The organism is Metabacillus dongyingensis (genome assembly GCF_019933155.2).
GTDB lineage: Bacteria > Bacillota > Bacilli > Bacillales > Bacillaceae > Bacillus_P > Bacillus_P dongyingensis.
Genome location: NZ_CP082944.1, coordinates 342,989 through 359,103, shown reverse-complemented (window position 1 = coordinate 359,103; position 16,115 = coordinate 342,989). Strand labels below are relative to the sequence as shown.

Here is a 16,115-nt window from a genome sequence, read left to right as displayed (position 1 = left end):
TCTCATCCCCCATTTTTCGTTAAGTGGAATACGCTTGATTGAAAATCTCCGCCGCGTTCTGCATGATTCTTGTTCACACCGTTGTATTCAACCGGAAGCTGCAGTCCTCTTTGCATTAGTTCATCTCCTCCATACGCCTGATCTGACCCGTTCACATGGTAGGTGCTGTTTGCATCAAGCCCCGCTAGCTTCAGCGTCTGGATTTTCTTTGGATTTGGCGTAGCCAGTACTTGATACCATCCGATGAATGCTTCGGTCTGATCTTTAGAGACGATCATCCACGCTGTTTCGTTCGATTCAAATGGGCTGATCAATCTGTAAAAATCGCCGTTTCTAATTAGTGTGCGATGTGATTTATATGTTTCGATCTGACTTTTTACCTCTGCTTTTTCTCCATCGGTCATTTTGTTCGGATCCAGCTCATAGCCAAACGTTCCGAAGTATGCGGCATCACCGCGCGCCTTTAAGGACGTTCTGCGCAGCGTCTGATGATTTGGAATATCGGAAACATGAGAGCCGATGCTGTAGATCGGATAGATAAAGGAAGATCCATATTGAATTTTCAATCGCTCCACCGCATCCGTATCGTCACTGGCCCAAGCCTGAGGAGCATAAAAGAGCATTCCGGCATCAAAGCGGCCTCCGCCTCCTGCACATGATTCAAACAGCACGTCAGGGAATTTAAAAGTCAGTCTTTCATACAGGCTGTAAACCCCAAGAATGTATCGGTGGAAAAATTCTCCCTGGCGATCCTGTCCGAGTGCTGCGGAATACGCTTCCGTGATGTTGCGGTTCATATCCCATTTGATATAGCTGAGTTTTGCTGATTGGATAATAGAGGAGATTCTCTCAAACAGATAATCCACCACTTCTTCTCTTGTATAGTCGAGCACCCACTGATTGCGTCCATATGAAACCGGCCGCTCAGGATCATGAATGACCCAGTCCGGATGCTTTGAATAAAGATCACTTTCCTCTGAAATCATTTCAGGCTCAAACCATAGGCCGAACTTCAGCCCTTCGTTTCGGACCGACTGTGACAAAGCGTCGATTCCCTCCGGCAATTTGTTTTTGTCCACAAACCAGTCGCCGAGTGACGTCGTATCATCGTTCCGCTTTCCAAACCAGCCATCATCCAAAACGAATAATTCAACACCGAGCTCTTTGGCCTGCTTTGCAATCGCAACGATTTTTTCTGCATTGAAGTCAAAATAAGTGGCTTCCCAGTTGTTGATGAGCACAGGACGCTCTCTTTTTTGCCAGACAGGTGCAATGAGATGCTCTCTGAAAAGGTTATGAGCAGACTGTGTAAGACCATTCAGGCCCTTATCAGAGTAGGTCATGACTACCTCTGGCGTATGGAACGCTTCCCCAGGATTCAGGCGCCAGTTAAACTGAAATGGATGTATACCCATTTGAATTCTCGTTGTATCATAATGATCAACCTCAGCCTGAGCTAAAAAATTGCCGCTGTACACGAAGTGAAAGCTGTAAGCCTCTCCGCTTGTTTCTGTAGCATTTGAACGTTTCAGCGCCATAAACGGATTATGATGATGCGAGCTTGCTCCGCGAATGCTTGAGATCGATTGAATGCCGGTTTGAAGCTTTCGTTCTTTTACATGTCTCTCTCTTGACCATGTTCCGGCAAGATGAACCATTGTAAAATCATGATCGCAGAGATCGAGTGACATGCTCATCATTCTTTCGATGTCGATCGGCTGCTCTCCCTCGTTTTCCAGGCTTGCATGACGTGTAATTGAAGAGGTGTTTTCAAAAATTGTATAGGAGAGTTTGAGCTTTAAATCTCTCACTTTATCAAGTAAGGTAATGACGAGAGTGCATGCTGCTCCAGCATTGGCAAACGTAGCCGGCATGCCGGGGATGCGCTCTTTCCCATCTATCACTTCATAGGATGAATACTCAAATTTGCTGACAGAGCTTCCATTTGGATGCCGCAGGGAAATTGCCGGCTCTCTGAAATCGCTCGTTCCGTATAGCGGATATTCCTGACAAACCGTTTCAAGTGAAAAGGCAGGATCATTCTTTTCAGGATGACAGCTTGCCGCAGTCGGAATATGATAAGCTGCAAAATGAGAGAAATCAGGCTGATGGTTCAGTTTTTTTCCGTAATACAGCTGGCCAAGCTCCCCGTTTTTCATGACATGAAAAAGATAGCTGACCGTTTTGTTCGTAAGATGGAATTGATTGCGTTCTTCATTTATGAATATAGGCATCGTAGCAAGCTCCTTTACCCAAGATTTGGTTTATCCACAAGATTGATGGAATGGGCATCTGTTCCTTCAAGCTCGATAAGTAAAATCTTATTCTTTCCTTTTTTCAAAAGAGGACCCGGCAAGTAAAGACGTTTTTGAGGTCCTTCTGTTACCCAGTAGCGGCCAAGGTTAAAGCCGTTCACCCACACATTTCCTTTCATCCATCCTTCAAGATCAATAAATGTATCGGCAGGAGCTTCAATCGAAAGTTCACCTTTGTAAAAGCGCGGGAAGCGTTCATCATTTCCTTTAATGAATGAAACAGCTTCTTCATCTGGATTTAGCGAATATACGTCCCAATGAAACCAGTACTGATTGCCGATCCAGAGGTTATCAATGATGCCCTTTTTATCCTTTAAATGCTTGCCGTAATTGACGCGGCCCATATTTTCAACAAAGATCTCAAGGATGTTTTTCTTCTCGCTGAATGGCAGTGTAATTGTTTTTTCCGCATCATTGCGGTAAACTGTGCGTTCCAACCTGCCGTTAATGTAAATAAACGCTCTGTCGCGGATTGGCGTGATATCCATTTCAAGCTCGCCTTGCTTTGTGATCGTTGTTTTGTAAAGGACATAGCCGTAGTTCTGATCCAGCTCTTCCATTGATTTTGGAGCAATAAGCGTTTTCGGTGTTTTTTGTTTCAGAAAATCGAACACACTCATCTGTTCTGTAAGCTCCACAGTTCCATAGTGTTTCTTTTCAGATGGGACCGGGTTTTCTTTTGGAACATCCGTATATTTAGACAGCACCTGCTTAACAGCATGGTATTTTTCCGTCGGGTCACCCCATTCTGTCAAAAGCGCGTCGTAATCATAGCTTGTAATCGTCGGAGTGTAGAACTCGTAATGATTTGCCCCGTTCATATACCCAAAATTCGTTCCCCCGTGGAACATATAAAAGTTAACGGAAGCCCCCCGTGCCACCATTTTTTCATACTCTGCCGCAACATCGGCAGCCTCGCGGGTATGATGCTTTCCTCCCCAATGATCGAACCAGCCGATCCAGAATTCTGCACACATCTTTGGAGAATTCGGTCGAAACGTTTCGAGTGAAGCAAAGGCTTCCTCCGAGCGGGAGCCGAAGTTCAAGGTTGTCACTGCATCTTGCATGGAGCCATGCTGAATGAACTCTGGTCCGTCTGAGGTGAATAGCAGGACGTTTATTCCTGCCTGTTTAAAAAGCTCTGCAGAATCATTCAAATACTTTAGGTCATTGCCGTAAGCGCCATATTCATTCTCCACCTGAACGGCGATAACAGGCCCGCCGTTTGATGTTAAATGCGGCACGATTTTTGGAAGCAGGACGTTAAAATAAGAGCGCAGGTGCTCAAAAAAGACAGGATCCGAACTGCGGAGCGCCATTCCCGGCTCCTTCAGCAGCCACCCTGGAAATCCGCCGAACTCCCACTCTGCACAGATGTAGGGAGCCGGTCTCAGAATGACATACAGCTTCAATTCTTCTGCTTTTTTAATAAAGCTTTCCAGATCTGCCAAACCTTCAAAGTGAAATTCTCCCTTTTTCGGTTCATGGACATTCCACGGAATATACGTTTCTACCGTATTCATCCCGAGCTGCTTCAATTTGAGCAGCCGGTCTTCCCAGAACTCCGGTACAACCCTGAAGTAATGAATGCTGCCTGATAAAATTTGAAACGGCTCATTATTTAAATAAAACTGGTTTCCCTTTGTTGTCAGCATCTTTTTTCCCCCTATTTCACGGCACTTCCGAGCATGCCTGAGATAAATTGCTTCTGCAGTACTAAGAAGAAGATTATGATTGGAATGGTTGCGATGGAAACACCCATCATGACTTGACCGTAATCAATGTATGAAAGACCCATTAAGCTTGAAAGAGCAACTGGGAACGTGTACATACTTGCATCGTTCAACACTACAAGCGGCCACATAAAGCTGTTCCACTGTGTCATGAACAGGAAAATCGATGCTGCGGCGAGTGCAGGCCGCATAGATGGCGCTACTACTTTAAAGAAGATTTTCAGTTCCCCTGCTCCGTCAAGTCGTGCTGCTTCAATCAGCTCTGTCGGGAATGCCAGGAAGTTCTGTCTTAACAAGAAAATGGCAAATGGATAGCATAGCTGCGGAGCAATAACCGCAAAGTACGTATTCAGCAAATTCAGCTCAGACATCATGCGGAAAAGCGGAATCAGTGTTGCCTGATATGGAATCATCATGGACAGCAAAAACGCCGTAAAGATAAAGTTTCTTCCTTTGAATTCAAATTTTGCAAGAGCATATGCAGCTAGCGAACATACTGCGAGCGCTGCGACTACATATAGAAGGGATACAAACAGCGAGTTAAACATAACCTGCGGGATATTAATCGATGCATTCAGGTTTTGGAAATTCGTCATCAGCTGATCGCCAGGCGTCAGTGTCGGCGGATTTGTAAACATCTTTCCAGAATCATTTGTAGCGCCGATGAACATCCAGTAAAACGGGAAAATCGAGATGATCAGGAAAAGCATTAATAAACTGTACATGCCAAGCTTCTGCGGTATTTTTTTGCTTCGCTTCTTCTTTGTTTCGGTTAGGAAGTTCGATTGAATTCGGTTGCTCGTTTCTGCATTCATTATCTATCACCTGCCACTTTGAATTGAATGAACGTTAGGATGCCTACTAATACCACAACAATGTATGCAATGGCTGATGCGTAGCCGAACTGGAAGAATTCGAATCCGTTTTGGTAGATGTACAAGCCAAGTGTCATCGTGGAATCAGCCGGTCCGCCTTTTGTTAAGTTGAATGGCTCATCGAATAGTTGCAGCGTACCGATAGTTGATAATGTTCCAGCAAACAGAATAACCGGCTTCAGCTGCGGAATGGTAATGTAGAAAAACTGTCTGATCTTTCCTGCACCGTCTAAAGAAGCAGCCTCGTACATATCGTTTGGAATGTTTTGAAGAGCCGCAAGAAAGATAACCATGTTATATCCCGTCCATCTCCATGTCATCGCAAGGATGATGGATGCTTTTGCCCAGAAGCTGTCTGACAGCCACGGGATCGCTTCCATACCTAAAAATTCAATAACTGTATTAATAATTCCTTCCTCCTGAAGCATGATCGAGAAAAGGATAGAGTATGCCACAAGTGATGTGACTGCAGGAAGGAAAAATGAAACTCTGAAAAATCCTTTTAAGCGCAGCAGTCCGCTGTTCAGCACACTTGAAAGCACAAGAGCCAGAGTCAGCATGATCGGAACCTGAACGATAAAGATAATAAACGTGTTCATAAGGGCTTTATGGAAAATTTCATCCTGGAATAACGTGACGTAATTATCCAATCCAGTAAAGATGTATTCCCCTGCCTCAAAGGTTTGAAAGCTTAATAAAAGAGAAGAAAAAATCGGATAGACAGTAAAAACTATAAAGAGTATAACTGCAGGGGCGATAAACATATAAGGAAATAAACGTGTTTGACTCATGCAAGATCCCACCTTAAATTAGGAAAGGGCTGAATTAAATTCGGCCCTTTCTGTTCATTTTTCAATGTTATTTAATTCTGTTCTCTAATCGTTTTTGCGCGGCTTCGTATGCTTCTTCCATCGATACTTTGCCGCTGACTGATTCAGACTGGGCTTTGATTGATTCATCCATTGCCAGTGAATAGTTGCCTGTATAGTTAACAGATGGAATGCTCTCCATTTGCTCTGTGAACGTGCTCCAGATCGGCTGTCCAGAGAAGAACTCCTGCTCTTCAGTGAAGATCGGCTCATCATAAATCGTGTTAAGTGTCGGGAATAAGCCGCCTTTCATTGCTTCAAGCTGTGTTTCTTCATCTGTTGAGAAGTATTCCATGAAGTCATATGCCTCTTGTTTTTTGTCCGTAGATTCCATGATGACGTAGTTGCTTCCTCCAAGGTTAGAAGCACGGTTGCCGCCTTCTTCAAATGCCGGAAGAGCAATAACGCCCCACTTGCCTGATGTATCTTTACCTTGTCCTGTGATTGATCCTGAGAGCCATGCGCCGGATGGTGCTGCTGCAACCTCGCCGCTTACCATGGCACTGATCCATGCATCCCAGCCGACTGTATTTTTCACTAAGCCTTCATCTTTAAGCTTCTTGATCACTTTTGCAGCATTCATTGATTCTTCTGACGTTAAAGCAAGCTTTCCTTTATCATCAAAATAAAGGGAACCCTGCTGATTCATCATCATGCGGTAGAGTCCGTCGTCACCATTTAAATCAAGGCCAAGCATTGGTTTGCCTGTTTTTTCTTTAATGACTTTTCCCGCTTCAACAAATTGCTCCCATGTTTGAATGTCTTCTGCTTTTACGCCAGCTTCTTCAAAAATATCTGTGCGGTAAAAGACGCCTGTCGGTCCGCCGTCAAACGGGAAGCCTACCACTTTGTCATTCACAGTTAAAAGGGCTGTTTTACTTGATGGAAATTTATCTTTATGCTCCTCAAAACCGTACTTAGATAGATCTAAGAATGCTTTAGGATAAGATTCTGCATATCCCTGAATGCGGTCATCTTCAACAAGGACGATGTCAGGAAGACCTTGTCCGCCCGCCTGCAAGCCTGTTGTTAATTTCGAATAAACATCTTCTCTCCCGATTTCTACAATTTCAAGCTCAAAATCAGGATTATCTTTCTTATAGCGCTCGGCCGCTGCCTCAAGTACAGGAACGTTGATGTTCCAAGCCCAGGCCGTCAATTTTTTGTCTTCTTTACTTGTCTTTTCAGAAGATCCTCCCGAACAAGCAGAGAGCATGCCGATGATTAGAACCAGACTAATCAAACCCATTACCTTTTTCATGTTTTACCCCCTATAATCTTAATCAAAAGATACTGACCGTAAAAAAATTGAAATCGTTTACATAAACAATAATAGAATAATAGTCAGAAAACTTCAAGTAAAATTTAACTAAAAGTTTTTTATTTTTTACCTTTAATTTTACTTAAATAGTTCCCATACAAAGAAAAAAGCGCCGAGTTTGCATCCGCGCCTTTCTATTATCGTATTCTTCTAATTTATTATTTTAAAAGCTGAACTATTTTACTATATTCTTTTTACTTAAATTCTGGTTATGAGAGATAGGTGTTTTACTTCAATCAATCTCGATTTTAGTTGAAGGCTTCTTTGGAATTGTGACCTTCAACACACCGTTTCTGTAATTTGCTTTTAAATTTCTTTTTACAGCTGACGGGGGAATCAGTATTGATTGTTTGCCGTTTTTCTTCTCATTCTCTGATTTTACTGTAATAATCAGTTCTTCTCCCAGAATCTCAAGCTTTATATTCTCTTTTTCGATTCCCGGCAGTTCCGCTTTCACAATAAATGCTGCGTCTGATTCTTCGGTCACAACAGGAAATCCCCTTGGAGCAAATGAATGTTTAAAATAGTCATCGATGCTTCCGAGCAGGGTATGCTTTGGGCGCGAGACAAAAAAATCATTTATCATTTTCATTGGATCTTTTCGATTTGAATCCATGTTCAATCCTCCTGACATACGTGCATTTTTATCTCATTATCATATGTAGCATCATGACAGTTTGCCTATCCGCTGAATAAAGTTGTTTTTGTATTAAATCCGACCGGGCATAATACGCGTTAATGATAGAAAAGGTAACATCGGAAAATTCTAAATAGTTTTACTTTAATTCTTTTCAGAAAGCGCTTACTTATACATGCCCCATAGATCACAAGCGCTCAAAACCCCGCCATGCCTGTTTCATTTCCTTGAAACACGGTGAATAGTTTGTTAGGTTAGTAAACCATAGGGCTGAACGGATTGCGATATTTGGTTCTTATCACACTATCACTTATGTCAAAGGAGAGATTTGGTGGAAATCGGAACAATTTTATCACTTGGAATTTATTTTGTCGGCATGCTTCTGATTGGTTTCTATGCCTTCAAAAAATCAACAAATGATGTATCTGGCTACATGCTGGGAGGACGCGGGCTTGGACCTGCAGTTACTGCTTTGTCAGCAGGTGCATCTGATATGAGCGGCTGGATGCTGATGGGGCTTCCTGGGGCGATGTATACAACCGGATTATCAAGTATGTGGATTGCAGTAGGTTTATCCATCGGGGCTTATTTTAATTATATTCTTGTAGCTCCTCGACTGCGTACCTATACAGAGGTAGCAAACGACTCCATTACGATCCCGGATTACTTCGAAAACCGCTTTAAAGACACGTCACGCATGCTACGTTTTGTTTCTGCAATCGTTATTGTTATATTCTTCACACTTTATACTTCTGCAGGATTAGTATCAGGAGGACTTTTGTTTGAGTCAGCCTTTAAAACGGATTACCTGTTTGGTATGCTTCTTACAGCCGGTGTTGTAATGGTATACACTCTTTTTGGCGGATTTCTTGCCGTCAGCTTAACCGATTTTGTACAGGGCATCATCATGTTCCTTGCGCTGGTCCTTGTACCGATTGTCGCATTTATGGAACTTGGAGGAGTGGGGCCTGCATTTGACGTTGTCCGTGAAATAGATCCGACGTACATGAATATTTTTAAAGGAACGTCTGTTATTGGCATCCTTGGGTTTTTAGCTTGGGGACTTGGATATTTTGGACAGCCTCACATTATCGTTCGTTTTATGGCGATTTCATCAATTAAGGAACTAAAGCCTGCACGAAGAATTGGCATGGGCTGGATGATTATCTCGATTATCGGTGCGATGCTGACAGGATTTGTCGGTATTGCCTATATTAATCAAACAGGGGCTTCACTTGCAGACCCTGAAACGATCTTCATCAAATTTTCCCAAGTACTTTTCCATCCGTTCATTACAGGATTTCTGCTTGCAGCAATCCTTGCAGCGATCATGAGTACCATTTCGTCACAGCTGCTTGTTACTGCGAGTGCTCTGACAGAGGACTTTTATAAAACGTTCTTTAAGCGAAATGCTTCGGATAAAGAGCTTGTTCTCATTGGAAGACTCTCCGTCCTGCTTGTTGCAATCGTAGGTGTGCTGCTATCCTTGGAACCAAGCGACACTATCCTTTCTCTAGTCGGATATGCGTGGGCCGGATTCGGTTCTGCATTTGGACCAGCAGTCCTTTTAAGCTTATACTGGAAACGAATGACTAAGTGGGGCGCGCTTGCCGGTATGGTAGTCGGTGCTGTTACCGTACTTATTTGGGTAAACGTCCCTGCATTGAAAGAATTTATGTACGAAATGATTCCTGGATTCTTCTTAAGTTTACTTGCGGTTTACGTTGTCAGCTTAATCACAAGCAGACCTTCTAAGAGTGTTCAGAATACATTTACTGAAATGGAAGAAGTTTTAGAGAAAGAAACAAAGTAATAAACGATAAGACGCTTAGGAGATTGCATCCTAAGCGTTTTTCTTTTGTTCTTTTTTATTTTTTATCCTGAAGTAAATGTTTATGATAATCGCAATCAAAAACCGATCGAATTATAAGTCCTGGAAGGAAAAGATCATTGATGCTAGACTCAATACAAACATGATGCAGGTTAAAAGTAAATATGCAATTGCCACAGACTTACCTCATAAAAAAGAGCTTAAACAAACGTTTGTTTAAGCTCTTTTCCCTTCTATTAAAGCGTTTCTGATGTTGTTTTTGCCTGTAGATGAAGCAATAAATAATCCGGTCCGCCGCCTTTTGAATCAGTACCGGACATGTTGAAGCCGCCAAATGGCTGGTATCCAACGATTGCCCCTGTGCATCCGCGATTGAAATACAGATTTCCGACATGGAAGTCTTCGCGCGCCTTCTCAATGTGATCGCGGTTGTTGGTAAGGACTGCCCCTGTTAAACCGTAGTCTGTGTTGTTGGCAATTTCAATTGCATGGTCAAAATCTTTTGCTTTCGCAAAGCCGACAACCGGCCCGAAGATTTCCTCCTGCATCAAGCGTGCTTTCGGATCAAGATCCGCAATGATTGTAGGCTGAATGAAGAAGCCTTTCGAGCTGTCTCCTTCCCCGCCTGCAACGAGTCTTCCTTCTTCCTTGCCTATTTCGACATAGCTCATAATTTTATCAAATGCAGCCTGGTCGATGACAGGACCCATGAAATAAGATCCGTCTGCTGTATCACCGACTGTCAATTCTTTTGTTAACTCGATTGCGCGATTTAGAACCTGATCATACACATCCTCAACGATAACTGCTCGTGAACAAGCCGAGCATTTTTGTCCAGAGAATCCAAATGCTGATTTCACGATTGATTGTGCAGCTAATTCTAAATCTGCGTCTTTATCAACGACTATTGTATCTTTGCCGCCCATTTCAGCAATCACGCGCTTCAGCCAGATTTGCCCTTCATTCACTTTAGAAGCACGTTCATAAATGCGAGTTCCGACATCACGTGAACCCGTGAAGCTGATAAAACGGGTGCGTGGGTGATCAACTAAATAATCGCCAACCTCAGAGCCGCTTCCAGGCACGAAATTTAAAACACCTTTCGGAAGTCCCGCTTGCTCCATAACTTCTGCAAACTTAGCCGCCACAACTGGAGTAGTTGAAGCCGGTTTTAGTAACACAGTGTTTCCTGTTACGATTGCGGCAATTGTCGTACCTGCCATAATCGCAAACGGGAAGTTCCACGGGGAAATAATAATCCCTACACCCAGAGGAATGTAGCTGTAACGGTTATATTCACCAGGACGGCTCTCAACCGGCATGCCATCCTTTAATTTCAGCATTTGACGGGCATAGTACTCAATGAAATCTATCGCTTCTGCAGTATCAGCATCCGCTTCATTCCAAGGCTTGCCTGCTTCTTTCGTTAAAAGCGCTGAAAACTCATACTTGCGGCGGCGAATGATCGCAGCTGCTCTGAAAAGAATGTCAGCACGAATTTCCGGCTTTACTTTGCGCCACGTGTTAAATGTCTCATCTGCCACTTGCATCGCTTTTTCGGCTAACTCCTGGTTTGCCTTCGAAACGCGGCCAATCACCTCTTCTTTATTTGAAGGATTCACAGAAACAATTTTATCCTCTGTGGAAATGCACTCTCCGCCAATAACCAAGTTATAATCCTGTCCTAAATATGACTCGACAAGCTTCAAGCCTTCTAGATAGGCTTTCTTATTCTCTTCTGATGAAAAATCAGTAAATGGTTCATGTTTGTACGGTATCATGATTCTAATTCGCCTCCCTGCAAGTATGAAACGTTTCCCCCCCATTCTAACGAAAGAAGCGGAAACTTTCAAACTATGATAAATAGTCACAATATTAAGTTTATTGAGTTCTCTGTTTCATAGAGTTTCCTATTTTTTTATTTTATTGGAAGCGTTGCCGGATAGTTAGATTGAAGCGATAGATTGGTTTGGGCAGCCAGAAAGTTAGAACCTATTCTCGGTCCCTGGACTGAATTGGGAGATAACTTCTTATTAGAATGAATGCTTTTACCAATATAATTGGGATTGAATTATCGGGTTATTATACGTACTCTATGAGTATCCATATCCAGGTTTGAGACTGTTTAGGGAAATCATTCGCTCTCATTGAGTATCCAAATCCAGGATTGAGACTGTTTAGGGGAATCATTCGCTCTATATGAGTATTCAAATCCAGGATTGAGACTGTTTAGGGGAATCATTCGCTCTATATGAGTATTCAAATCCAGGATTGAGACTGTTTAGGAGAATCATTCGCTCTCATTGAGTATCCAAATCCGAGATTTAACCTGTAAAAGGGAATCATTCGCTCTCATTGAGTATCCAAATCCAGGATTGAGACTGTTTAGGGGAATCATTCGCTCTCATTGAGTATCCAAAACTAGGATTGTGCCAGTATAGAGGAATCATTCACTCTCATTGAGTATCCAAAACCAGGATTGTGCCAGTATAGAGGAATCATACGCACTCTATGAGTATCCAAATCCAGGATTTAGCATGTAAAGTGGAATCATTCGCTCCCATTGAGTATCCAAAACCAGGATTGTGCCTGTAAAGTGGAATCATTCGCTTTCTATGAGTATCCAAATTCGAGATTTAGCCTGTAAAAGGGAATTATTCGCTCTCTATGAGTATCCAAATCCGAGATTTAGCCTGTAAAAGGGAATCATTCGCTCTCTATGAGTATCCAAATCCGAGATTTAGCCTGTAAAAGGGAATCATTCGCTTTCTATGAGTATCCAAAACCACGATTAAGCCTTTAAAGAGGAATCATTCGCTCTCTATGAGTATCCAAATCTAGGATTAAGCCTGTAAAGTGGAATCATTCGCTCTCTATGAGTATCCAAATCTAGGATTAAGCCTGTAAAGTGGAATCATTCGCTCTCTATGAGTATCCAAATCCAGGATTGTGCCAGTATAGAGGAATCATACGCACTCTATGAGTATCCAAATCTGAGATTTAGCCTGTAAAAGGGAATCATTCGCTCTCATTGAGTATCCAAATCCGAGATTTAGCCTGTAAAAGGGAATCATTCGCTCTCTATGAGTATCCAAATCCAGGATTAAGCCAGTAAAGTGGAATCATTCGCTCTCTATGAGTATCCAAATCCAGGATTGAGCCAGTATAGAGGAATCATTCGCACTCTATCTGCCGGGTCCCTAGTGCAGCTAGAAAAGGGGCCATTCTTGTTTGCTTTATGATTTTTTGGAAGCACAAACTATAAAAAAGCCACCCCACACATGTGAGATGGCTAATAAATTATTGATAAATATGAACGGTCGGTTTTTCCTGTCCTGGTTTACGCACGATCAGCGCCTCTTGGCCGCTTGTTGAATTGATGTTTACTTCAACTGAAACGTAATCAGGGAAATAGTCGACCACTTTACCTGTGACGAACTGGGTAAAGGCAATGACTTCTGATTTTCCGTAGAATTGCATAGGTATATCAATCTTCAATTCTTGCATTTCTTCCCCTTTGTAAAAGGCTTTGCCGATAACGCCTGTGTAGTTAGGGAAAAATTCGTCGATGTCCTGTTTGAATCGTTCAAAAAGATTAGCATCCTCACGATAGTCTTCCGTACCTTGAGGCGATGGGAAAAAGACGTATTCCTCATCAATGCTGTCCCATTTGCCGATTTGATTGCTGCCTCCGTCTACTACTGTGCTTGCGATAAAGCTTCCAGGTACAATGGATGACTTCGGTGCTTGCTTGTATAATGCAATGACAACTGGTACATTTTCTAGGCCTTTTTGGCTTCGGACGCGTTTAATGACTTCCTCAGCCATCTTTTTCCCCTCTGCTTCAAGCTTCTGCGGATCGATTACATATTCACGCTGCGGCTCACCAACCGCTTCACGGTAGTAATGAACCGAGTTTAAAGCAAGTCCAATAACAACTCCGCCCAGCTCAACTGTATTTTCGCTTTTACGGACTAAGTAATTGTGTTCAAGCATGTGTGCTAAGTAGATTGGGCTTTTTTCATTTTGCTGAATAAAGTCGCCTTCAGTGCTTGCAATTGGGTTCAGACCCTCATTTTTGAAGGTTTCCTTATTCGCTTTTGCTTTATCTTGCGCTTCTTTCAACTTGTCCCCTTCAAGTTTGCGGCCAAGCCATTCTCGAACGGTCTTCTCATCAAGATACTGTCCCTCCTGATAAAGATGATTGTCAGGAGAAAATTCGTCCTGCGCAACTCTCATCAGTCCCGTTTCAAATTCGTCGATGTCTAAGCGGGTATTGATGTTTTCAGCGACAAGCCCTCTTGCTTTTCCTTCTTTAAAAGGCAGGATCATTTTATAGTAGGAATCTGAAATGTTGTATTTCGGAATGATCGCTTTTTCGGTTGATTTATCTTCTGATTCCCTCACGATTTCCTCTTGATCACCAAAGCTGGGTGCGCAGGCTGAAAGGAATAAACAGCCTGCGAGCAGCATTACCATTACTTTTTTCAAGTCGGAATACACCTCTTATTTTTTTAATTCCTCAAGCAGTTTCTTCTCATCCCAAATTTCGATGTTTAACTCTTGAGCCTTTGAAAGTTTGCTTCCTGCATCTTCCCCGGCAACGACTAAATCTGTTTTTTTGCTGACGCTTCCGGCTACTTTGCCGCCAAGAGCTTCGATTTGGTCTTTTGCTTCATTTCGGGAGAGCTCTTCTAGTTTTCCAGTCAAAACAACCGTTTTGCCTGCAAAGAAGGAATCTGATTCCTCTGCTCTAACAAGCTTCGGTCCTAAGTATGCCATATTGACTTCGCATGATTTCAGCTCCGAAATCAGCTCATTCATCTCAGGCTGTTCAAAATACGTCACAACGGCATCCGCCATCTTATCGCCAATTTCATTAACCGCAATAATCTCATCTCTTGATGCTGTTTGCAATCGTTCCATTGTCTCAAAATGCTGAGCAAGTGTCTTGGCCGCCTTCGCTCCGATGAAACGGATGCCAAGTCCGAACAGCAATCTCTCAAGTGAGCTTTCTTTTGAGTTTTCGATCGCCTGAAGCAGGTTGTCCACTGATTTCTCGCCCATCCGCTCAAGCTCAAGCAGCTGCTCACGGGTCAATTTGTAAAGATCGGCAACATCCTTAATCAGGTTTTCTTTGAAAAGCTGCGCAATGACACGCTCGCCAAGTCCATCAATGTTCATCGCATTTCTTGAAACAAAATGAATTAATCCCTCGCGAATCTGAGCCGGGCACTTCGGATTGATGCATCTGAGCGCAACCTCGCCTTCGATCCGGACAAGCTCGCTTTCACATTCAGGACAGTGGGTCGGCATATTGAACTCTTCCTCATCGCCTGTGCGGTGCTCAAGCAGGACATTGACAACCTCGGGAATAATGTCTCCAGCTTTTTTGATAACGACATAGTCTCCTAGACGAATGTCTTTTTCACGAATTAAATCTTCATTATGAAGCGAAGCGCGTTTCACCGTTGTACCAGCTACACGTACAGGCTCCAAAAGGGCAGTTGGAGTGATGACACCAGTGCGTCCAACTGTTAATTCGATGTCAAGCAGCTTCGTCATCACTTCTTCTGCAGGAAACTTGTAGGCAATGGCCCAGCGAGGACTTTTAGCTGTAAAACCAAGCGCTTCCTGCTGCTCAATCGAATCAACTTTTATCACGATGCCGTCAATTTCATAAGGCAGATTTGCTCTTTTTTCCTGAAATGATTCAATCAAAGTAATCACTTCGTCAATTGATTCGCATCTGCGGCGCTCTGTGTTCGTTTTAAAACCAAGCTCACAAAGAGCATCAAGTCCGGCACTTTGAGTAGCCGCTCCTGTTTCTTCACCAAGGTCTGCAATACTATAGACGAAAATATTCAGATTTCGTTTCGCCGCAATTTTAGGGTCAAGCTGGCGAAGAGAGCCAGCCGCCGCGTTGCGAGGGTTGGCAAACGGCTCTTCTTCAAGCTTAATTCTTATTTCATTTAATTTTTCAAAAGATGCTTTTGGCATGTAGGCTTCGCCGCGGACTTCAATTGAAAGGTTTTTCTTTAATTTAAGCGGAATGGACCGGATTGTTTTTAAGTTTTCGGTAATGTCTTCGCCTGTTGTGCCGTCGCCGCGGGTTGCACCTTGTATGAATGCACCGTTTTCGTAGCGGAGAGACACAGCAAGTCCATCAATTTTCAGTTCAACCATATACTGAACATCATCGCCGACTGCCTGTCTCACACGGCGGTCAAAATCTCTGATATCCTGCTCGTTGAAGGCATTTCCAAGGCTTAGCATCGGTTTCTTATGCTGCACCTTTTTAAATCCTTCAAGGATATTGCCCCCGACACGCTGCGTCGGGGAATCAGGTGTCTTCAATTCAGGAAACGATTCTTCAATCTCGATTAATTCATGAAGAAGCTGATCATATTCAGAGTCAGCCACAGTCGGTTTATCAAGAACGTGATATTCATAGTTGTATTTATTTAATAATTCATGCAGAGTTTCTGCGCGTTGTTTGGCTGCAGTCATATCCATCCGGGGTCCATTCCTTTC

Annotated in this window: 10 protein-coding genes; 1 reads left to right on the top strand and 9 read right to left on the bottom strand. The window is 43.0% G+C overall.

All coding sequences use genetic code 11. The features are described 5' to 3' along the window. Nucleotides 1-2: 2 nt before the first annotated feature. The 6 genes from K8L98_RS01905 to K8L98_RS01880 form a co-directional block, all read right to left on the bottom strand. Nucleotides 3-2,234, bottom strand: coding sequence for an alpha-galactosidase (locus K8L98_RS01905; RefSeq protein WP_223439089.1), 2,232 nt, complete (start codon nt 2,232-2,234; stop codon nt 3-5). 14 nt (nt 2,235-2,248) lie between these two features. Continuing rightward, nucleotides 2,249-3,970: a glycoside hydrolase family 35 protein gene (locus K8L98_RS01900; RefSeq protein WP_223439088.1), complete on the bottom strand. Its 1,722-nt coding sequence runs from the start codon at nt 3,968-3,970 to the stop codon at nt 2,249-2,251. 11 nt (nt 3,971-3,981) lie between these two features. Continuing rightward, a complete protein-coding gene (locus K8L98_RS01895; RefSeq protein ID WP_223443076.1) occupies nt 3,982-4,773 on the bottom strand; it encodes a carbohydrate ABC transporter permease in 792 nt (263 codons plus the stop codon). An 89-nt stretch (nt 4,774-4,862) separates the two neighbouring features. Beyond that, nucleotides 4,863-5,714, bottom strand: coding sequence for a carbohydrate ABC transporter permease (locus K8L98_RS01890; protein ID WP_223439087.1), 852 nt, complete (start codon nt 5,712-5,714; stop codon nt 4,863-4,865). Nucleotides 5,715-5,781: 67 nt separating this feature from the next. Beyond that, a complete protein-coding gene (locus tag K8L98_RS01885; protein ID WP_223439086.1) occupies nt 5,782-7,053 on the bottom strand; it encodes an ABC transporter substrate-binding protein in 1,272 nt (423 codons plus the stop codon). A gap of 292 nt (nt 7,054-7,345) precedes the next feature. Beyond that, nucleotides 7,346-7,729: an Hsp20/alpha crystallin family protein gene (locus K8L98_RS01880; protein ID WP_223439085.1), complete on the bottom strand. Its 384-nt coding sequence runs from the start codon at nt 7,727-7,729 to the stop codon at nt 7,346-7,348. 352 nt (nt 7,730-8,081) lie between these two features. On the opposite strand from K8L98_RS01880, the gene putP reads away from it, so the two are divergent. Then, nucleotides 8,082-9,563, top strand: a complete 1,482-nt coding sequence (gene putP, locus K8L98_RS01875) for a sodium/proline symporter PutP (protein ID WP_223439084.1) — start codon at nt 8,082-8,084, stop codon at nt 9,561-9,563. Between the two features lie 254 nt (nt 9,564-9,817). Here putP and pruA read toward each other — a convergent pair whose 3' ends face one another. From pruA to ligA, 3 genes are all read right to left on the bottom strand, one after another. Further along, a complete protein-coding gene (pruA, locus tag K8L98_RS01870; RefSeq protein WP_223443073.1) occupies nt 9,818-11,365 on the bottom strand; it encodes an L-glutamate gamma-semialdehyde dehydrogenase in 1,548 nt (515 codons plus the stop codon). A gap of 1,516 nt (nt 11,366-12,881) precedes the next feature. Beyond that, nucleotides 12,882-14,072: a CamS family sex pheromone protein gene (locus K8L98_RS01865; protein ID WP_420828815.1), complete on the bottom strand. Its 1,191-nt coding sequence runs from the start codon at nt 14,070-14,072 to the stop codon at nt 12,882-12,884. A 15-nt stretch (nt 14,073-14,087) separates the two neighbouring features. After that, nucleotides 14,088-16,097 carry an NAD-dependent DNA ligase LigA gene (gene ligA / locus K8L98_RS01860; protein WP_223439083.1) on the bottom strand — a complete coding sequence of 670 codons (2,010 nt, stop codon included), beginning with the start codon at nt 16,095-16,097 and terminating at the stop codon, nt 14,088-14,090. Nucleotides 16,098-16,115 lie beyond the last annotated feature (18 nt).

Coding starts and splice junctions, on each gene's coding strand:
- K8L98_RS01885 (WP_223439086.1), bottom strand. CDS start 7,053: ATGAAAAAGGTAATGGGTTTGATTAGTCTGGTTCTAATCATCGGCATG.
- K8L98_RS01895 (WP_223443076.1), bottom strand. CDS start 4,773: ATGTACAGTTTATTAATGCTTTTCCTGATCATCTCGATTTTCCCGTTT.
- K8L98_RS01900 (WP_223439088.1), bottom strand. CDS start 3,970: ATGCTGACAACAAAGGGAAACCAGTTTTATTTAAATAATGAGCCGTTT.
- K8L98_RS01890 (WP_223439087.1), bottom strand. CDS start 5,714: ATGAGTCAAACACGTTTATTTCCTTATATGTTTATCGCCCCTGCAGTT.
- ligA (WP_223439083.1), bottom strand. CDS start 16,097: ATGGATATGACTGCAGCCAAACAACGCGCAGAAACTCTGCATGAATTA.
- K8L98_RS01905 (WP_223439089.1), bottom strand. CDS start 2,234: ATGCCTATATTCATAAATGAAGAACGCAATCAATTCCATCTTACGAAC.
- K8L98_RS01880 (WP_223439085.1), bottom strand. CDS start 7,729: ATGGATTCAAATCGAAAAGATCCAATGAAAATGATAAATGATTTTTTT.